We start from the raw sequence: 17,452 nt of genomic DNA on the forward strand, positions 1-17,452 counted from the left end.
CCTCACGGCAGGGCGTGGTGGAGGACCTCGCCGTAGTCGGTGCGGCGACCGTCCAAGCGGGCCACGACGCGGCCCGAGCGCATCACCAGGATGTCGTCGGCCAAGCCGATGAGGTCCTCGAACTCCGACGCGGCGATCACCACGGCGCGGTCCGTCGCGGCGTGTCTCAGCAGCGCCCGGATCTCGGCCTTGGCCCCGACGTCGACGCCCTGCGTCGGCTCGTCGATCAGCAGCACCTTCGGGTCGGCGGCGAGCGCGCGGGCCAGCGAGACCTTCTGCTGGTTGCCGCCGCTGAGCGTGCCGGCGTGCTGGCCGACGTCGCTGCACCGCACGCGGAAATCCCGCACGTAGTCGCGAGCCAGCGCCGCTTCCCGGCGTAGGAGCCTCAGGCCCAGGCGTCGCGTGCCCGTCGACCTGGTCGGCAGGGCCAGGTTGCGCTGGATCGACATCCGGCCGACGATCCCGGCGCCGCGCCGGTCCGCCGGCACCAATGCCAGCCCGGCCCGGTAGGCCCGGACCACCGACCCCCGACTGATCGATTGCCCGCCGACCAGCACTTCTCCACTGTCGTAGCCGTCCTGGCCGGCGATGGCCGCCAGCAACTGCCCCTGCCCCGAACCCTGCACGCCGGCGATGCCGAGGATGCGGTGTCCAGCCACGGTGAACGACACGTCCTCGAACCGACCGTCGGCGGCGAGCTGACGGACTTCCAGCACCACCGGCCCCGGCGGCGCGGATTCCGTTTGCGGCACCAAGGTTTCCTCGGACCGCTTGGTCATGACCTCCACGATCGTGGCCCGGTCCAGGTTGCCGCGGTCGAAGCGGCCGGCGACCTGGCCGTTGCGCAGCACTGTCACGACATCGGCGAGGCGGGTGACCTCGCTGAGGCGATGGGAGACGTAGACGATGGCCTTGCCGTCGTCGCGCAGTGCTTCGAGCCGGGCCAAGAGGTGATCAGCGTCGGCGGCGGAGAGCGCGGCGGTCGGTTCGTCCAGGACGACGATCTGGCCGGTGCCGATCAGTGCCCGGGCCAGCTGGGCCAGCCTGAGCTGCGGCACGCTCAGCGCGGCCGTGGGCACGGTGGCGTCGAAATCCGCTCCGACCTGGGCGAGCGCCCGCTCGACCACGTTCCGCTCCGCCGCCGACAACGTCGTCTTCCGGGCCAGTCGGTTTTCCAGGCCCAGCAGCACGTTCCGGCCGATCGGCAGCTGGGGCACGAGGACGACGTCCTGCGGCACCGCGGTGATGCCGACTTCCCGTGCCGCCCGCGGCGTGTGCAGCTTCAGTGAACGCCCGTCAACCACGATCTCGCCGGCGTCGGGCTGGACGACCCCGGTCAACACCTTGATCAGCGTCGACTTGCCGGCCCCGTTCTCGCCCAGCACCGCGTGCACCTGACCCGGTTCGACGTGCAGCGACACGTCGTGCAGGGCTCGAACACCGCCGAAGCGCTTGCCGATGGCCCGTAGTTCGACGTCCATGCCCGCCTCCTCCTGCAAATGTTCAGCGAGACTGTACGTCTGTGTTTCAGCAGGGTCAACGCTCGCCCGCACCGGGGCCGGAGTGTCAGAGGGCGCTGGCATAGTCGCGGCCATGACTTCCACCAGGCGCGACGGTGACACATGGGACCTGGCCTCCAGCGTCGGTTCCACCGCCACGATGGCCGCCGCCGCCCGAGCCATCGCGAGCCGTCAGGATCCGGCGCTGTTCAACGACTCGTTCGCCGAACAGCTCGTCCGTGCAGTGGGCGTGGACGCCATCACCCGGTTGGCCACCGGCGAGGTGCCGCCCGGCGACCTGGTCGAACAGGTGTGGATCGACGTGGCCAAGATCCGCGGCCGCTTCTACGACCAGTTCTTCCTCGACGTGGCCGCCGCCGGCGTCACCCAGGTCGTGATCCTGGCCTCGGGTCTGGATTCCCGTGCGTACCGACTGGCCTGGCCGGCCGGGACCATGGTCTACGAGGTCGATCAGCCGTCCGTCATCGAGTTCAAGTCCCGTGCCCTGGCTGAACTCGACGCCTCCCCCACTGCCGACCGGCGCGTCGTCGCCGTCGACCTCCGCGAGGATTGGCCCGCCGCCCTGCGCGCGGCCGGGTTCGCCCCTGCCCTCCCCACCGCATGGAGCGCCGAAGGCCTGCTCGGCTACCTGCCGCCCGAGGCGCAGGACTCCTTGCTCGACACCATCACCGCCCTGAGCGCGCCCGGCAGTCGCGTCGCCACCGAGAGCCGGCCCAATCCTCGTCCCGGCCAGGAGGAGCAGACGAGGGAACAGCTCGACCGCATGTCGGCACGCTGGCGGGCGCGGAGTTACGACACCGACATGGCCAAGCTGCGCTACTTCGGCGAGCGCAACGAAGCCGAGCCGCACCTGGCCGGCCTCGGTTGGGCAATGACCGGTGACACCATCCGAGACCTGTTGGCCGCCAACGACCTTGCCTCCCTCGGTGCCGACGAGATGCGCATGGGTGACATGCGCTACGTCCGCGGCATCCTCACCAGGTAGCCGATTGAGCGTCCGCTCAAATTCCGCTAACCTCCCGTTTGAGCGATCGCTCAAACGGGAGGGGAGGCCCGATGACGCGGCGGCTGTACGTGGAGACGATGATCCGCACCAACCTCGACGAGGTGTGGCGGCGGACTCAGGATCCCGGGCTGCACCAGCGGTGGGACCTGCGCTTCACGCGCATCGACTACCTGCCGAAGACCGGTCCTGAGCAGCATTTCCGATACACCGTGCGGGTTTTTCCCGGCCTGGTGGTCGGCGGCACCGGCGTCACCGTCGGCGAGCGCACCAGGCCCGACGGCTGTCGAACCTCGGCCCTGCGGTTCAGTTCGGCCCATCCGCTGTCCTTGATCCGCCGCGGGTCGGGCTACTGGCGGTACGAGCCGATCAGCGCCGGCATCCGTTTCGCCACCGGGTATGACTACCAGCCAGGCTGGGGCCGACTTGGCCCGCTGGCCGATCTCCCTTTCCGTCGCCTGCTGGGTTGGGGCACCGCTTGGTCGTTCGACCGGCTTCGGCTGTGGCTCGAACGCGGCGTGCCCCCGGAGGCATCCCTGCGGTGGGCGTTGCTTGACGCCGCCTGGCGGGTCGCCCTCAGCACCTCCGCCTGGCTCACCGCGCCTGCGCTACTCGCCGCCGCCATCACGCTCGGCTGTCTACTGCTCCCGCCAGCACCTTCCACGCCCGCAGCCCGGCGATGCCGACGACGTCCTCCAGACCGCACGCCATCCAGCCACCCTGCTGAGCGCCACTAACGTGCAGACACCGGAGGGCACGTCAGCAGAAGGTGCTGGCGGCAGCCGCTGGGACCGCCGCTCGGCAACGGCGCAGGGACGGCGGCGACTGGATCGGGCCGGGGTGGCCATGGTTCACACAATGCCGGCCTCGCAGGTCGGCGGGGTCGGAGAAACTCGAGACGTTGGAGCGGGTATGACATCGATCTTTCAGCGGGCGCTGGGTAATGACTTCGGGCGGCTGCATCCGGAAATGCAGCGGCGGTTCGGGTTCGGGAGTGGGGATGGGGTCGCGTGCGTGGGCAAGGGAAGGATGGAGCGGGTGTGGCACGGGAACGGGTTTACCCGGCCGTTTCTGTGGTTGGGGGCCAAGCGGAACATTCTGCTGCCGACCGGGGGCACGGACATCCCGTTCACCATTGAGAACTACGCCTACCGCGACACGCGAGGGCGGGAGACGGTGACGTTCGTCCGCACGTTCGAGTTCGAGCGTCCGCGGAGGTGGGACGCGACGATGATCTACAGCGCGGAGCGGGGGTCCATTGTGGACTATCTGGGGACGCATCAGCACGTGTCGGTGGATCTGGGGATGGAGGTGGACGGGCGAGGTGGGCTGGTGATCAGGAGTGGGGAGCAGCGGTTTCACCAAGGGGCGCTTCACGGTCGAGTGCCGGAGTGGGTGACGGGGAGGGCGGAGGTGCGGGAGAGCTACGACGACGAGCTGGGGCGGTTCCGGATCGACGTGAAGGTGGTCAACCGGAGGTTCGGCCCGTTGTTCGGGTATCACGGGACGTTCACGTGCACGTACCCGGAAGGAGGAGGGGTGCCGGCGGCGATCCGGCCGGTTCGGGAGCAGGCGAAGGTTTAGCGTCGTCCTCGTAAGACGGGTCCAAGGTGGACGTTCACCGCGACTGAACAGCGGTGCAGGCTGGCAAGCATGAAGACGCACGAGGTGGGCAGCCAGGGCCTGACGACGTCGGTCGAAGGACTGGGCACCATGGGCATGACGGCGATGTACGGCACGCCGAACGACGTCGAGTCGACGGACACGATTCGGCGGGCGATGGAGCTGGGCGTCACGTTGTACGACACAGCGGACATGTACGGCCCGTTCAGTGGGGAGGAACTGCTGGGCCGGGCGGTCAGGGGCGACCGGGACCGAGTGGTGCTCGCGACGAAGTTCGGCGGCGTGACACTGGACGAGGCGGGCCGGATCACCGGCGGCCCGAACGGGCGTCCGGACTACGTGCGACACGCGGTGGAGGGTTCGCTGCGCCGGCTGGGCAGCGACCACATCGATCTGTACTACCAACACCGGGTCGACCCGAACGTGCCGGTGGCGGAGACCTTCGGCGCGCTGGCCGAGTTGGTGGCCGAGGGCAAGGTCCGCTACCTGGGCATCAGCGAGGCGTCGGCGGAGAGCATTCGAGCGGCCCACCGTGCGGCGCCGCTGTCGGCCGTGCAGACCGAGTACTCGCTGTTCACCCGCACTGTGGAGACCAACGGCGTGCTCGACACGGTTCGGGAGCTGGGCATCGGCTTCGTCGCCTACGCGCCGCTGGGGCGAGGTGTCCTCACCGGGCAGCTGCGCTCGCTGGACAGTCTGCCGGACAAGGACTGGCGGCGCACCGCTCCCCGTTTCGCGGGCGACAACCTGGCCCACAACCTCGTGCTGGCCGACCGGGTGCGGGCGATCGCCGACCGACACGGTGTCACGCCCGGACAGTTGGCGCTGGCCTGGGTACTGGCCCAGGGTGCGACGGCGATTCCCGGCACCAAGCGACGGTCCTATCTGGAGGAGAACGTCGCCGCCGCGACAGTGGCACTGAACACCGACACGCTGGCCGAACTGGACGCGGCGATCCCGGCCGGCGAGGTGGCGGGCGAGCGCTACGTTCCGATGGCGATGCAGGCCATCCAGGAGTAGTCGTGAACCGCGTCAGGGGGCCGTGCGGCGGTGAACGGCCGGACTGCAGCTGCTGGAGGTGCGGGGCGGAGGAACGGGTGAAGCGCAACGACATGGGGAGCTTTCTCAGGGCACGGAGCAATGCGGGGCCGCCTGGTGGTGAACGGCGCGACTGCCGCAGGTGCAGGGCGCAAGCCGAACGGGGCAGGAGGAAACCGTGAAACACAACGACGTGGGGAGTTTTCTGCGGGCGAGGCGGGAGGCGCTGAGGCCGGGGGATGTGGGGCTGCCGGCTGGGGGTCGGCGGAGGACGCCGGGGTTGCGTAGGGCGGAGGTGGCGATGCTGGCGAATGTGTCGGTGGACTATTACGAACGGCTGGAGCAGTCGCGTAATGCGCATCCGTCGCAAGCGATGCTGGCGGGGCTGGCCAGGGCGCTGAGGTTGTCGGTGGACGAACGCGACCATCTCTACCGGCTGGCGGGGTACGCCCCGCCGGTGTCGGGGGCGGCGGGTGAGTATGTGGATCCGGCGATGATGTTTCTGCTTGACGCGCTCACCACCGTGCCGGCGCACGTGATCGACGACCTGACGACGATGGTGGCGCAGAATCGGCTCAGCCAAGCGCTGTTCGGCTCCTGGCAGCTGGGGGACGACCTCGAGGGAAACGTGACGTGGCGCTGGTTCACGGACCCGGCGTCGCGGGCGCTGAACGTGGTCGAAGAGCACGAGGGGATCGGGCGGGCCTACGTGTCGGACCTGCGAGCAGGTACGGCGCGGCGGGGCGGGGACAACGCGGCTGAACGGCTGGTGGCAGACCTGCTGAACACGAGCCCGGAGTTCACGAAGCACTGGGACGACATGGCGGTGGAACCGCTGCGATCGGCCCGCAAGAAACTGCTGCATCCGCATGCCGGCCCGTTGGACGTGCAGTGCGACATCGTGCTGAGCAGCGCCACCGGACATCGCCTGGTGATCTTCCGGCCGCAACCCGGCTCGACCACGGCCGCCGACTTCGCGTTCCTGGACGTGCTCGGTGAACAGACCTTCTGACCCGGCTGGAGAAACGAACGTGACCTCCGTAGTTCTGATCACCGGCGCGGCGACCGGGATCGGCAATCTGACTGCTCGGGCGCTCGCGGCGGCGGGGCACACCGTGTACGCCAGCATGCTGGATGTTGCGGGCCGCAGCAGGGAGCATGCCCGGGAGCTGGAAGACACCGCGAAGAGCGAAGGCTGGGATCTGCGCGTGGTGGAGCTTGACGTGCAGTCGCAGCGGTCGGCCGAAACGGCGGTGGCGACGGTGCTGGACGAACGAGGCCGGCTCGATACTGTCGTGCACAACGCCGGCCATCTCTATATCGGCTACGTGGAGGCGTTCACTCCGGCTGACGTCCAGCGTCTGTTCGACATCAACACTGTCGGCATCCAACGGGTCAACCGTGCAGTGCTGCCGCACATGAGGCATAACCATGGCGGCACACTGCTGTATGTCGGCAGCACGACCTCCGTGGTCCTGCCGCCGTTCCTCGGACCGTACGTGGCGTCCAAGATCGCCGCGGACGCACTGGCCCAAGCCACCGCGTATGAGGTGGGCCAGTTCGGCATCGAGACCACGATCGTGATGCCGGGGCCGTTCACGCAGGGTACGGACCACTTCCCCAATGCCAGTCGGGCCGGCGACGAACAGCGCAGTCACGCCTACGCCGCCCTGGACGACCTCGTCGCCAGCCTGGGCGGCGCCGTCGAGGCACTGTTCAGCACCGATGCACACCCACGTGCAGTGGCCGACGAGATCGTCAGGATCCTCGCGCTGCCGCCGGGCACGAGGCCCTTCCGCAGTGTCGTCGACTTCACCGATGCCGGGGTCGAACAGGTCAACGACGTGCTGTTCGAGGCCCAGCGGCGGTTCAACAACCGTCTCGGCTTCGGGGATTTGATGCCGAATTGGGCGTAACGTCCGGAAAGGGCGATCCAGCGGCCGAGTCCTCCCGAGGCTGATCAGAACGCCAATGCGCGGTCGAGGGCGGCGTAGCCGGCCGGTTCCCAGGTGGGCTTGCCGCCGGGCCGGCCGAGGCGGCCGTTCTGGCCGATGCTGATGAGCACCAAGGACTTCAGCACGGCAAGGCCACGGGCACGGGTGATGGTGGCGTCGTCGGCGTGCTGGTAGGCGTCGAAGAAGGCAGGGGCGGCGCCGGCGGGGAGCAAGATCCACGCGGCGGCGAGGTCGGTGGCGGGGTCGCCGGTGCACAGCTCGCCGAAGTCGATCACGCCGGTGAGCTGGCCGGACCGGACGACGACGTTGGCGGGGTGGAGATCGGCGTGCAGCCAGAGCGGAGCGCCGGTCCACGGTGGGGCGGCGACGGCCTTTTCCCAGATCTCCAGGGCGTTGTCGACGCGAGGATAGTCAGCGATGTGCGAGAACCAGCTGGCAGCCCCCTCCGCGATAGCAGCCAACGGGACCCCGCGCACGGGATTGACCGGAGCATCGGGCGGGGACGGCAGGTGCAGCGCGCGAAGGAAATCGGCGAGCACCCCGGCGGCGTCGAGCCGGGTGATCGGCGCGTGATCGGCCGGCTCGCCCTCGATCCAGCGCATGATCGTCCAGGTGTGCGGGAACAGGCTCGACGGTTCACCGACGCGAACCGGACGAGGGACGGGCAGGGGCAGCCGGTCGCACAACGCCGGCAACCATTTCTGCTCGATGCGCAGCTGCTCCGGAGCGCCTTCGGTGCGCGGCATCCGGACGGCGAGGTCCTCCCCCAGCCGCCACAGCTGGTTGCCCCAACCGCCGTCGACGTCCCGCAGCTCGAGGTCGGCCAGGTCCGGATGCTGCTCGCGCAACAACGCCCGCACCAGGTCCGGCGAGAAACGGAAGTCGGCCATCGGCGATCCTTTGCTCGGGGACGCCGAAGAATAGTCGATCCGCCCGAACGGCCCTCGACAGTCCACTGTGGACACGGGCACAATCGGTCGAAGAAAAGCGTGGGAAAACGGGCAAAGTGCCCGAACACGGCCGGACTATTGACAGCGATCGCCGGCAACCGCAAGGCTGTGCGGTTATTAGGAAGGAACCTTTCCTAATACTGGGCCAAGCAGCGGAATGCCGCCACCGCCGCTCGTTCGTGTCACGTCGTCCGCAAGGAGCTGACCATGAAGCGAGTACTCGGCGCGACGCTCGTCGCCGCGCTCGCGCTGGCGGGAGCGTTACCCGCCTGCGCGGCCGTCTCCCCGCCCGGCCTGACCACCCTGGGCACCGCGGGCTGGACGGTGCTCAGCAGCGCGACCGCGACCCAGGGCGGCGCCAAGATCTCCACGCCCGGCTTCGACACCTCGAACTGGCTCAAGGTGCGGCCGGACGACGCGGGCGCGCCCGGCACCGAGATCACCGCACTGGTGCAGAACGACAAGTGCCCGGACGTGTTCGTCGCGGACAACATGAAGAAGTGCTTCGGCACGCAGAAGAAGAACTCCGGCCCGGTGACCACGGCCCAGTTCGCCACCCCGTGGTGGTTCCGCACCGACTTCACCGCATCCCTCGGCTCCGGCCAGACGGCGTCGCTGGTGGTCAACGGCGTGGTCGGCAAGGCCGACGTCTGGGTCAACGGCACCGAGGTCGCCACCTCGGCCACCGTGACCGGCGCGTACACCAGGTTCAGCTTCGACGTCACCGGCACGCTGAAGTCGGGCAATAACTCGCTGGCCGTGGAGATGTACCCGAACGACCCGTCCAAGATGCTGACGCTGGACGACGTCGACTGGAACCAGCTGCCGCCGGACAACAACACCGGCATCCAGTTCCCGATCCAGCTGCTGGTGGCCAGCGGACTCAGCGTCGGCAACGCGCACGTGGTGCAGAGCAACGCCACCGACCTGAGCAGCTCCAAGCTGACCGTGAAGGCCGACGTCACCAACGCCAGCGGCAGCAGCCAGACCGGCACCGCGACGGCGACGATCACTCCCCGTCCGGCGGCACGCCGATCACGGTGAGCCAGAACGTCACGGTGGCCGCGCATTCCAAGTCCACGGTCACGTTCCCGGTGCAGACGATCTCGCACCCGCAGGTCTGGTGGCCGTACCAGATGGGCGCGCAGCCCATGTACACATTGGACACCACGGTCAGCGGCGGCAACAGCACGCACGAGCAGTTCGGCATCCGCACCATCACCACCGCGCTGGTCGGCAAGGCGCCGAGCGCGCCGGACGGCGTCCGCCAGTACTCGGTCAACGGCGTGCCGTTCGTGGTGCGCGGCGGCGGTTTCGCGCCGGACCTGTTCCTGCGCTACAGCTCGACCGACATCTCGCGGCAGGTCGCGCTGCTGAAGAACATGGGGCTCAACGTGATCCGGCTGGAGGGGCACCTGCCGCCGGACGACTTCTTCCAGCAGATGGACAAGGCCGGCATGCTGATCGACTCCGGCCAGCAGTGCTGCGACTTCTGGGAGACGCCGGGCACGGCCACCGCCACCATGAACCTGCTCACGCTGTCGGCCCAGACCATCGGCGAGAACGAGCGCGACCACCCCAGCGTGTTCACCTACAGCTGGAGCGACAACGAACCCAGCGCCGCGGTGGAGACGGCCGAGCTCAAGGGCTTCAAGGCGGCCGACTTCAGCCAGCCGATCATCTCCTCGGCCGAGTACAAGAGCAGCCCGCAGCTGGGCGCGTCGGGTGAGAAGGAGGGCCCGTACGACTACGTGCCGCCGAACTACTGGTACGACACCAGCCACTTCGACAGCGGCGACGACCGGACCAACGCCGGCGGCTCGTGGGGCTTCGACAGCGAGGAGAGCGCCGGCGACACGGTGCCGACGCTGGACTCGATCAACCGCTTCCTCAACGCCTCCGACCAGGCCCACCTGTGGCAGAACCCGGACTTCAACCAGTACCACGCCAACTACGAGACCGGGCACGGCGGCTACAAGTTCGGCACGCTGTTCACCTTCGACACCGCGCTGACCAACCGCTACGGCAAGTGGACCGACCTGGCCTCGTACGTGCAGGAGGCGCAGGTGCAGAACTACGAGAACACCCGCGCCCAGTTCGAGGCGTTCCTGGACCACTCGACCAACGCGGCGGCCCCGTCGACCGGCACGATCTACTGGCAGGCCAACAAGGGCTGGCCGACGCTGCTGTGGGACCTCTACAACTACGACGGCGACCAGGCCGGCAGCTTCTTCGGCGCGAAGAAGGCCAACCAGCCGCTGCACGCGCTGTTCGCCATCGACAACAACACGGTGACGCTGGACAACCTGTCCGGGACCACGCAGTCGAACGTGTCGGTGGAGGCGAAGGTCTACGACACCAACGGAAAGGTGCTCGACGACCAGGGTGTCAACGGTCTTTCCCTTGCGCCGCAGCAGGTGCGCAACGCGGTGGTCAAGCCCAAGGTGCCGACCAGCACCCCGGGCAACGTGTACTTCGTCGAGCTGCTGGTCAAGCAGGACAACGCGATCGTGGACCGCAACGTGTACTGGCAGCCGACCAGGCAGGACGCGGTGAACTGGTCGTCCACGCTGGGCAATCCGCAGGCCACGATGACCACGTACGCCGACCTGACCGGCCTGCAGTCGCTGGCCGCGGCCAAGGTCTCGGCGACCGCCACGACGACCTCGGCGGCCGGGCCGGACGGCGCGGACCGGGTGACCAAGGTGACGGTCACCAACACCTCGACCACGCCGACGGTCGGCTTCTTCCTCCGGGCCGACGTGCGGCGCGGCACCGCGAGCGGCGGCGAGCAGGCCGGTGACAACCAGGTGACCTCGACCCTGTGGGACGACAACGACATCACGTTGTGGCCCGGCGAGTCGCAGACCCTGAGCGTCACCTGGAAGTCGGCCGACCTCAAGGGTGCGACGCCGGTGGTCAGCGTGAGCGGCTGGAACGTGGGCAGGTTCGACGTGAAGGCGTAGTGCTCACTCGGCGGTGAGCAGGAAGGCCGGCGACGACCAGTAGTCGTGCAGTGTCACGACGGAAACACTGGCGTAGCCGGCCTTTTCCAGTTGTTCCCGCCAGGCGGTGGCCGGCTGCTCCCAGGTGACCCGTGACGCGCGGGAGGCCAGTGCCCCAGGGGTCAGCTGGCCCACCAGCACCGGCATCAGGAATCCCTGCGCAACAAGGTCTCCTGTGTACTCGGACAGGCCGCGTTCGTACGTCTCGGCCAGGAAGCGCAGGTGTTCCGGTCCCCCGTGCTCGACCGCCGGCACGTCGAAGTCGACGATCACCAGCCGCTCGGTGCGATGCCGCAGCGTGGCAAGGACCTGCGTGCGTTCGACGTGCGGGATGGTGTGCATGGCGAAGGTCGACTCGACCAGATCGAACTCGGCGTCCACTTCGGACAGAAAAGCCTGCACGGTGCCGGCGTAGGCCCGCGAAGGGGTCAGCGCCCGCACGGCCTGGGCCAGCAGCGCGGCCGACGGCTCGACCAAAGTCAGCGAGTCCGGCAGATGTCCACCAAGTGCCAGGGCATTGCCGATCACCCGACCGTCACCGCAGCCGATGTCGGCCAGCCGCAACGGTGCCAGCTCACGGTACTGGTCGGCCAGCGCGGCCTCGACCGCCGCGTACAGGCCGACATTCCCACCACCGCTGATGAAAGCCTCGAACGCGGCCGGCTGGTCGTACACCGAACCGGTGTCCTCGGTGTCCAGATAGGTCGCCAAGGCTTGGGCCAGCAGGGATGTGCCGCGCAAGGCCAGCTCCCGCGCCTGCCGGCGGTCGCCCCGCGTGAGTGCCGTCAACGCGTCGACATCAGTCATGCCGGCGATGATGTCAGACGAGCTCCAGCACGTCCCGGAGCGCGGCCCGCAGCGCCGAAGGGTCCTCGTACACCCGCACCGCGCCGGCCTCCCGCAGCTCGGCCTCGCCGAAGCCGCCGGTACGCAGGCCGACGGTGGGAATGCCCAGCTTGCCGGCGGCCTCGCAGTCCCAGACCGAATCGCCGATCGCGAGGGCCCGCTCGGCCGGCACCTTGTGCAGCGCCACGCCCAACAGGTCCGGCGCCGGCTTGGTCTTGTCCACGTCCTCCGACGTCGTCCAGCCGTCGACCAGATTGCGGGCGCCGAGCAGATCCAGGTAGTGGTCGACGTGCTCCGGCTGGCCGGAACTGGCCAGCACCAGACCGCAGCCCAGCCGCTTCACCTCGAGCAGCAGGTCCCGCGCGCCGCTCAGCGGGGCGATCTCCGGCAGCAGGGGCTTGACCTGCTCGGCCCACGCCGCTCGCACGTCGTCACCGTGCAGCAATTCCACGCGGTCGCCGGCGACGGCCTCCACGAGCTGGTCGCCACCCATGCCGATGGCCCGGTGGATCCGCCAGATCGGGACTGTGACGCCACAATCGCGGAACGCACGGGACCAGGCCAGGGCATGGTGGTAGTTGCTGTCGACGAGCGTGCCGTCGACGTCGGCAAGCACAACGGTGTCCACCTCAAGGGATTACCGCGGGTGACGACCGTTGAAACTCCTGATATTGGTCCGAATGGCCGGTTTCACGACCCGATCGGGCGGTCATCCGGTTGTCGACAACGAATGAAGGAGGTCGAGCCGTGATCACCCTTGGCGTCATCCTGTTGATCGTCGGCTTCATTTTCGGCATACCGACGCTGTGGACCATCGGCATCATTCTGGCCGTGATCGGCGCGATCCTGGCCATCGTCGGCGGCACCGGCCGTCGTATCGGCGGCCGCGCGCACTGGTACTGACGGTTTCGAATGACACCCAGGGTGGCATCCGGCCGCCATGGGCAAACTCGGGTACAGGGCAATCGGAATGCTGTTGAGTGTGCTCGCCGGGGCCGCCGCCGGAGCCGTGTCGAAACGGCTCTGGCGGGTGGCCACCGGCGAGCACGACGCTCCGACGGCGACGGATCGTGAGCAGGGCTGGGGCCGCGTGCTCGTGGCCGCGGCCATCCAGGGCGCGGTGTTCGGGCTGGTCAAAGCGGCCACCGACCGCGCGGGCGCGAAAGCGTACGAGCGGGTCACCGGTGAGTGGCCCGACTAGCCGTCAGATGCCCAACGTGGAGTCGAGCCAGGCGCGGGTCGCGTCCCGGTACAAGCCGGCATTGCGGTGCAGCGCAAGGGAATGGCCCGCGTTGGGCAGCACGTACACCGACAACTTCGCGGCGGCCGAGTAGAACGGGGCCTCCTGCGCGCGCAACGACGCCGACGAGGAGCAGTCCCGCAAAGCCAGCAGGCCGCAGAACAACACGTCATCGGAGCCTACGGCCTGCAACACCGGCACGTTGATGCCCAGCGTGACCGGCACGACGATGCCGAACACGGCCACGGTTCCCATACCTGGCACGGAAACCTGGTCCTTGGTCGCCTCATCGGCGGCGATCACCGCCGGGTCGGCGTCGGCCGAGTTGTAGAACAACGGGCCGCGGGCACCGGGCTTGGTGGTGAAGTACAGCGGGTCGCCGGCGTTCTTCACCGACGACAGGAAAGCCGGCACCAGACCGAGCGCCGCGCCCAAGCCCAATGCCGGGATGGACGGGATGTGCGTGACACCGGTCAGGATCACGCCGTCGACATCCTTGTACGTCGAGGCTTCCGAGGCGACGATGCCGGAACCGACGGAGTGCCCGACGATCACCACCTTGCCGAACGGGATACCGCCGACCGCGCCGCCGCGCAGCTGCCCGATGACCTCGTGCAGCGCCTCGGCCTCGGCCCACACCGTCAACGGCAGGCTCAGCGGATGGCTGCTCTGCCCGGCCCCGAGCACGTCGACCGCGAACGTGGCGTAGCCGTGCTTGGCCATATCCCGTTGGTACGAATACTGATCCGGCTGATACGGCAGATCCCAGTACGCGCTGTTGTACGTGCCGCCGTGCACCAGCAGCTGCACCGCCGAAGGCGCGGCCCCATCCGGCAGGCACAACTGCCCGTGAATCGTCGCCGGCGAAGAGAACAGCGGCAGCACGTCCGGCGAGCGCACCGGGAGATCGGCCGGCGAGCAGTTGGCGGCCGACGCGACGGCGGCCGGCGGCGCGACCGCCCCGCTCAACCCGGCGACACAGGCAAGCACCAGCACGGCAAGCTTGCGCACAAGCTTCACGACATCTCCTCAGTGGCGTGGCAGAACTGTCATCGGCAGCCGGTTGGGCTGCATGGTGGCGGCCAGTCGCGGCTTCACCGTCGTGCCGGGCACCGGCACGAGCCGCCAGCGGGCGGCGATGGTGGCCGCGACGACCGCGATCTCGGTCTGGGCGAGCAGGTGTCCCGGGCACAGCCGGGCCCCCGCGCCGAACGGGATGAACGCGCCGCGTGGCAGCTTCTCGGCCCGTTCCGGCAGCCAGCGGTCGGGGTCGAACCGGTCGGGATCGGGGAACCAGCGCGGATCCCGGTGCAGCGTGTGCTGGCTGACCGCGACCTCGGTGCCGGCCGGGATGCGGACCCCGCCGAGCGTGGTGTCGGCCCGGGCCCGGCGCATGAGGATCAGCGGCGGGTTGCGGCGCAGGATCTCGTTGACAATCCGCTGTGTGTACTCGAGTCGGGGCAGGTCGGCCATGGTCGGCGGCCGCCCGGCCAGCACCCTGTCGAGCTCGCTGTGGAACCGGTGCTCGATGTCCGGCTGCTGGGCGATCTCGTGGAAGAACCAGGCCAGTGCCACGGACGTGGTCTCCGCGCCGGTGGTGAGGATGGTGACGACCTCGTCGTGCACCTGCTCGTCGGTCATGCCCTCGCCGGTGTCCTCGTCACGGGCCAGGAGCAGCATGGACACCAGGTCGCCGTGATCGGTCCCGGCCGCCCGCGCGGCCAGCACGGCCCGCGGGATGACGTCACGCAGCCGGGCCGCCGCGGCGTCGAACCTGCGGTTGCCGGGGATCGGCAGGCGTTCCACGAACCGCGGCGAAAACGCCCGTACCAGCACGTTGTCCAGCAGATCGGGCACGCTGCGCTGGATCTCGTCGAGCACGTCCTGGCCGAGCTCGGTGGCGAACAGGGTGCGGCCGGCGATGCTCATGACCAGGTTCTGCATGTGCTCGTCGACCGCGACGACCTGGCCGGCCCGCCAGTCGGTGATCGACTCCTGGGCCAAACGGGTCATGGTGGTCTCGGCGTAGCTCGCGATGCGCGTGCGGTGGAAGGCCGGTAACACCAGGCGGCGCTGGCGTTTGTTGAAGTCCCCGTTGGAGGTGGCCAGGCCGTTGCCGAACAGCGGGCGCATCTTGTCGAAGACGATGCCCTTGTCGTAGTTGTCGGCGTCGGCGGCCAGCAGCCGCATGGCCAGCTCCGGGCCGGTCACCATGTACACCGGCAGCGGCCCGAGATAGATCTTGACGACCTCGCCGTAGGCCGGCAGCGTCGACAGGAACCGCAACGGTCGTCGCAGCATGGCGGCGGTATGGCCGATCACGGGACGCCGCCCGGGCACGACCGGCGCGTCTTCCGTCACGTTCTGGTTGGCGGACAACCCTTCCCACCCCACGATCGGTTCGCGGCCGGTTCACGATAGGGGTGTAGCACCGCTACGGCGAGTGGCCGCGCCCAGGACCACCCGATCGGGTTGCGGTAGCCCTGGCCGGGGCCGCCGTCTACGCTCGATCCTTCGGGCCGTGGACGGTGAGGTGGGGCATGAACGGTGACCTGAGCTGGGTGCCGCCGGAGGTCGACCCGACCATCCCCCATCCGGCCCGGGTCTACGACTACTGGCTCGGCGGGGCGTCCAACTTCGCTGCCGACCGCGAGCTGGCCGAGAAGATCAACAAGATGATGCCCGGTGTCCCCCAGGCGGCCCGGTTCAACCGGGCCTTCCTGCGCCGGGCCGCCATCTTCATGGTCCGGTCGGGCGTGCGGCAGTTCCTCGACGTCGGCTCCGGCCTGCCGACCTCGGGCAATCTGCACGAGATCGTGCAGCAGCAGGACCCGTCCTGCCGGGTGGTGTACGTCGACCGCGACCCGATCGCCGTGGCGCACAGCGAACTGCTGCTCCGGGGCAACGACAACGCCGCCGTGGTGCACGCCGACGCCCGCGACCACGCGAACATCCTGGGGTCGGACGAAGTCAAGCGGCTGCTGGACTTCTCCCAGCCCGTCGGCCTGTTCATGTTGCTGCTGCTGCACTTCATGCCGGACGAGTGGGACCCCGCCGGGGTGGTCGCCGGCTACCGCGACGCGATCCCGTCCGGCAGCTACTTCGCCGCCTCGCACGTGGCCGCCGACGGCGACGTGCGCAACCTCGGCGACGCCGTCAAGGTGTACGACCAGAACACCCACAACCAGCCCTTCCCGCGCACCCACGCCGAGGTGCTGCGGTTCTTCGACGGGTTCGACCTGGTCGAACCCGGTGTCGTCGGCTGTCCGATGTGGCGGCCGGACGGCATGGGCGGCATCTCCGACGACCCGGGCATCAACTCCCTTCCCTACGCCGGGGTGGCCATCAAGCCTTAGAGGCGACGGATTCCCCACAACCCGGCCGCGTACGGGCCGTCGTCGTCCAGCACGCTTCGCCCGCTGGAGTCGCCGAAACTGGGGCCGTTGGGCGTGCCGCGCGAGGCGATGAAACGCTGCTGGCCGGCGTCGTCGACCCCGAGGTAGATGCCGACGTGGTCGACGGTTCCCTTGTTGCCGTCGGTGCTGAACAGCAGCAGATCCCCGGGCTGGGCCAGATAACGGGTCTGGGGCTGGCCGACGGCGTTGTCGGCGATGGCCGCGCCGAGCGGGGCCTTCGGCATCTCCGGCGGGGTGCGCGGCAAGCCGTTGTCACCGATCGGGTAGCCCATCCGGTAGCCGTAGACCAGCCGGACGAAGCCGGCCGAGTCGACGTCGCCGAAGCGATCCTTCCTCGGTTTCACGCCACGGTTGGAGATGCCGAGGAAGTCGTTGTAGTCGGCGGCATCGGCGTAGTGCGCGGAAGCGACGTACTGCGTTGCCACGGCAAGGATATCGGGACTGCGGTCGCCCAGCGCCTGCTCCAGCCACGGCCGGAACCAGGATTCCTTCTCGGCGCCGGATTTCCACGCCTGCGGGGCCAGGCGAACCCAGTTCGACGTGGTGACCAGGGCGCTGGTCCGCTGCGGATCGGCGAAGGTCCTGCTCGGTCCACTGAGGACCGTCGTTCGTGCGCCGTCGGTGAACATGGCCACCAGCCGGGCATGTTCGTCGAGCACGGCGGTCCGCGCTGGCCCGTCAAGGCGTACGAAGCTGTAGTTGGTGCTGGATTGACGGGCCTGCGCGATGGCGACGACCGCCCCGTTGTCCCGGGCCCTCGTCGGCACGTCCTCGGCCTGGGCCAGATGCACGACCGCGGCGCCGGAGGTGACCAGCGTCGTCAGCAACACTGCTGCACGGATGTGTTTCACGGCAA

18 protein-coding genes are annotated in these 17,452 nt (G+C 68.9%); 11 read left to right on the forward strand and 7 right to left on the reverse strand.

Features of this window, described 5'->3' with window-relative positions; genetic code table 11:
- Positions 1-2 precede the first annotated feature (2 nt).
- Positions 3-1,481: a sugar ABC transporter ATP-binding protein gene (locus M3Q35_RS16690; RefSeq protein WP_273942731.1), complete on the reverse strand. Its 1,479-nt coding sequence runs from the start codon at positions 1,479-1,481 to the stop codon at positions 3-5.
- 112 nt (positions 1,482-1,593) lie between these two features.
- Here M3Q35_RS16690 and M3Q35_RS16695 point away from each other — a divergent pair, with 112 nt between their 5' ends.
- The 6 genes from M3Q35_RS16695 to M3Q35_RS16720 all read left to right on the forward strand — a co-directional run bounded on the left by M3Q35_RS16695 (position 1,594) and on the right by M3Q35_RS16720 (position 7,100).
- Complete coding sequence (locus M3Q35_RS16695; protein ID WP_273942732.1) at positions 1,594-2,505, forward strand: class I SAM-dependent methyltransferase; 912 nt, start codon at positions 1,594-1,596, stop codon at positions 2,503-2,505.
- 71 nt (positions 2,506-2,576) lie between these two features.
- Complete coding sequence (locus M3Q35_RS16700; protein WP_273942733.1) at positions 2,577-3,260, forward strand: hypothetical protein; 684 nt, start codon at positions 2,577-2,579, stop codon at positions 3,258-3,260.
- A gap of 175 nt (positions 3,261-3,435) precedes the next feature.
- Positions 3,436-4,107 carry a DUF4166 domain-containing protein gene (locus M3Q35_RS16705; protein ID WP_273942735.1) on the forward strand — a complete coding sequence of 224 codons (672 nt, stop codon included), beginning with the start codon at positions 3,436-3,438 and terminating at the stop codon, positions 4,105-4,107.
- Between the two features lie 69 nt (positions 4,108-4,176).
- The gene (locus tag M3Q35_RS16710; RefSeq protein WP_273942736.1) at positions 4,177-5,166 is read left to right on the forward strand and encodes an aldo/keto reductase; all 990 of its coding nucleotides are present in this window, start codon (positions 4,177-4,179) and stop codon (positions 5,164-5,166) included.
- A gap of 211 nt (positions 5,167-5,377) precedes the next feature.
- Positions 5,378-6,196 (forward strand): helix-turn-helix transcriptional regulator, encoded by an 819-nt coding sequence (locus tag M3Q35_RS16715; RefSeq protein ID WP_273944365.1) that lies wholly within the window; start codon positions 5,378-5,380, stop codon positions 6,194-6,196.
- Positions 6,197-6,215: 19 nt separating this feature from the next.
- Positions 6,216-7,100 carry an SDR family NAD(P)-dependent oxidoreductase gene (locus M3Q35_RS16720; RefSeq protein ID WP_273942738.1) on the forward strand — a complete coding sequence of 295 codons (885 nt, stop codon included), beginning with the start codon at positions 6,216-6,218 and terminating at the stop codon, positions 7,098-7,100.
- A 44-nt stretch (positions 7,101-7,144) separates the two neighbouring features.
- Here the strand turns inward: M3Q35_RS16720 and M3Q35_RS16725 are convergent, their stop codons facing one another.
- Entirely contained in the window at positions 7,145-8,029 is an 885-nt protein-coding gene (locus M3Q35_RS16725; protein ID WP_273942739.1) for an aminoglycoside phosphotransferase family protein, read from the reverse strand.
- Positions 8,030-8,296: 267 nt separating this feature from the next.
- On the opposite strand from M3Q35_RS16725, the gene M3Q35_RS16730 reads away from it, so the two are divergent.
- Positions 8,297-9,133 (forward strand): glycosyl hydrolase 2 galactose-binding domain-containing protein, encoded by an 837-nt coding sequence (locus M3Q35_RS16730; protein WP_273942740.1) that lies wholly within the window; start codon positions 8,297-8,299, stop codon positions 9,131-9,133.
- The gene (locus tag M3Q35_RS16735) at positions 9,130-11,055 is read left to right on the forward strand and encodes an FxLYD domain-containing protein (RefSeq protein WP_273942741.1); all 1,926 of its coding nucleotides are present in this window, start codon (positions 9,130-9,132) and stop codon (positions 11,053-11,055) included. The genes M3Q35_RS16730 and M3Q35_RS16735 overlap by 4 nt, the downstream gene beginning before the upstream one ends.
- Positions 11,056-11,058: 3 nt before the next feature.
- Here the strand turns inward: M3Q35_RS16735 and M3Q35_RS16740 are convergent, their stop codons facing one another.
- Together M3Q35_RS16740 and M3Q35_RS16745 are read right to left on the reverse strand one after the other, a co-directional pair.
- Positions 11,059-11,901, reverse strand: a complete 843-nt coding sequence (locus tag M3Q35_RS16740; protein WP_273942742.1) for a class I SAM-dependent methyltransferase — start codon at positions 11,899-11,901, stop codon at positions 11,059-11,061.
- Between the two features lie 13 nt (positions 11,902-11,914).
- Entirely contained in the window at positions 11,915-12,568 is a 654-nt protein-coding gene (locus M3Q35_RS16745) for an HAD family hydrolase (RefSeq protein ID WP_273942743.1), read from the reverse strand.
- 119 nt (positions 12,569-12,687) lie between these two features.
- Between M3Q35_RS16745 and M3Q35_RS16750 the strand changes: the two genes are divergently transcribed.
- Positions 12,688-12,843, forward strand: a complete 156-nt coding sequence (locus M3Q35_RS16750) for a hypothetical protein (protein WP_116180367.1) — start codon at positions 12,688-12,690, stop codon at positions 12,841-12,843.
- 37 nt (positions 12,844-12,880) lie between these two features.
- Positions 12,881-13,141 carry a DUF4235 domain-containing protein gene (locus M3Q35_RS16755; protein ID WP_273942745.1) on the forward strand — a complete coding sequence of 87 codons (261 nt, stop codon included), beginning with the start codon at positions 12,881-12,883 and terminating at the stop codon, positions 13,139-13,141.
- Positions 13,142-13,144: 3 nt separating this feature from the next.
- On the opposite strand, the gene M3Q35_RS16760 is transcribed toward M3Q35_RS16755, so the two are convergent.
- A complete protein-coding gene (locus M3Q35_RS16760; protein ID WP_273942746.1) occupies positions 13,145-14,200 on the reverse strand; it encodes an alpha/beta hydrolase in 1,056 nt (351 codons plus the stop codon).
- A gap of 9 nt (positions 14,201-14,209) precedes the next feature.
- Entirely contained in the window at positions 14,210-15,481 is a 1,272-nt protein-coding gene (locus tag M3Q35_RS16765; protein WP_273944366.1) for a cytochrome P450, read from the reverse strand.
- A gap of 239 nt (positions 15,482-15,720) precedes the next feature.
- Here M3Q35_RS16765 and M3Q35_RS16770 point away from each other — a divergent pair, with 239 nt between their 5' ends.
- Positions 15,721-16,536 carry an SAM-dependent methyltransferase gene (locus M3Q35_RS16770; protein WP_273942747.1) on the forward strand — a complete coding sequence of 272 codons (816 nt, stop codon included), beginning with the start codon at positions 15,721-15,723 and terminating at the stop codon, positions 16,534-16,536.
- Here the strand turns inward: M3Q35_RS16770 and M3Q35_RS16775 are convergent.
- Complete coding sequence (locus M3Q35_RS16775) at positions 16,533-17,447, reverse strand: NlpC/P60 family protein (protein ID WP_273942749.1); 915 nt, start codon at positions 17,445-17,447, stop codon at positions 16,533-16,535. The genes M3Q35_RS16770 and M3Q35_RS16775 overlap by 4 nt on opposite strands.
- Positions 17,448-17,452: the final 5 nt, after the last annotated feature.

The organism is Kutzneria chonburiensis (assembly GCF_028622115.1).
Classification (GTDB): Bacteria; Actinomycetota; Actinomycetes; order Mycobacteriales; family Pseudonocardiaceae; genus Kutzneria; species Kutzneria chonburiensis.

Coding starts and splice junctions, on each gene's coding strand:
- M3Q35_RS16730 (WP_273942740.1), top strand. CDS start 8,297: ATGAAGCGAGTACTCGGCGCGACGCTCGTCGCCGCGCTCGCGCTGGCG.
- M3Q35_RS16705 (WP_273942735.1), top strand. CDS start 3,436: ATGACATCGATCTTTCAGCGGGCGCTGGGTAATGACTTCGGGCGGCTG.
- M3Q35_RS16770 (WP_273942747.1), top strand. CDS start 15,721: ATGAACGGTGACCTGAGCTGGGTGCCGCCGGAGGTCGACCCGACCATC.
- M3Q35_RS16700 (WP_273942733.1), top strand. CDS start 2,577: ATGACGCGGCGGCTGTACGTGGAGACGATGATCCGCACCAACCTCGAC.
- M3Q35_RS16725 (WP_273942739.1), bottom strand. CDS start 8,029: ATGGCCGACTTCCGTTTCTCGCCGGACCTGGTGCGGGCGTTGTTGCGC.
- M3Q35_RS16690 (WP_273942731.1), bottom strand. CDS start 1,481: ATGGACGTCGAACTACGGGCCATCGGCAAGCGCTTCGGCGGTGTTCGA.
- M3Q35_RS16765 (WP_273944366.1), bottom strand. CDS start 15,481: ATGCTGCGACGACCGTTGCGGTTCCTGTCGACGCTGCCGGCCTACGGC.
- M3Q35_RS16695 (WP_273942732.1), top strand. CDS start 1,594: ATGACTTCCACCAGGCGCGACGGTGACACATGGGACCTGGCCTCCAGC.
- M3Q35_RS16740 (WP_273942742.1), bottom strand. CDS start 11,901: ATGACTGATGTCGACGCGTTGACGGCACTCACGCGGGGCGACCGCCGG.
- M3Q35_RS16755 (WP_273942745.1), top strand. CDS start 12,881: ATGGGCAAACTCGGGTACAGGGCAATCGGAATGCTGTTGAGTGTGCTC.
- M3Q35_RS16710 (WP_273942736.1), top strand. CDS start 4,177: ATGAAGACGCACGAGGTGGGCAGCCAGGGCCTGACGACGTCGGTCGAA.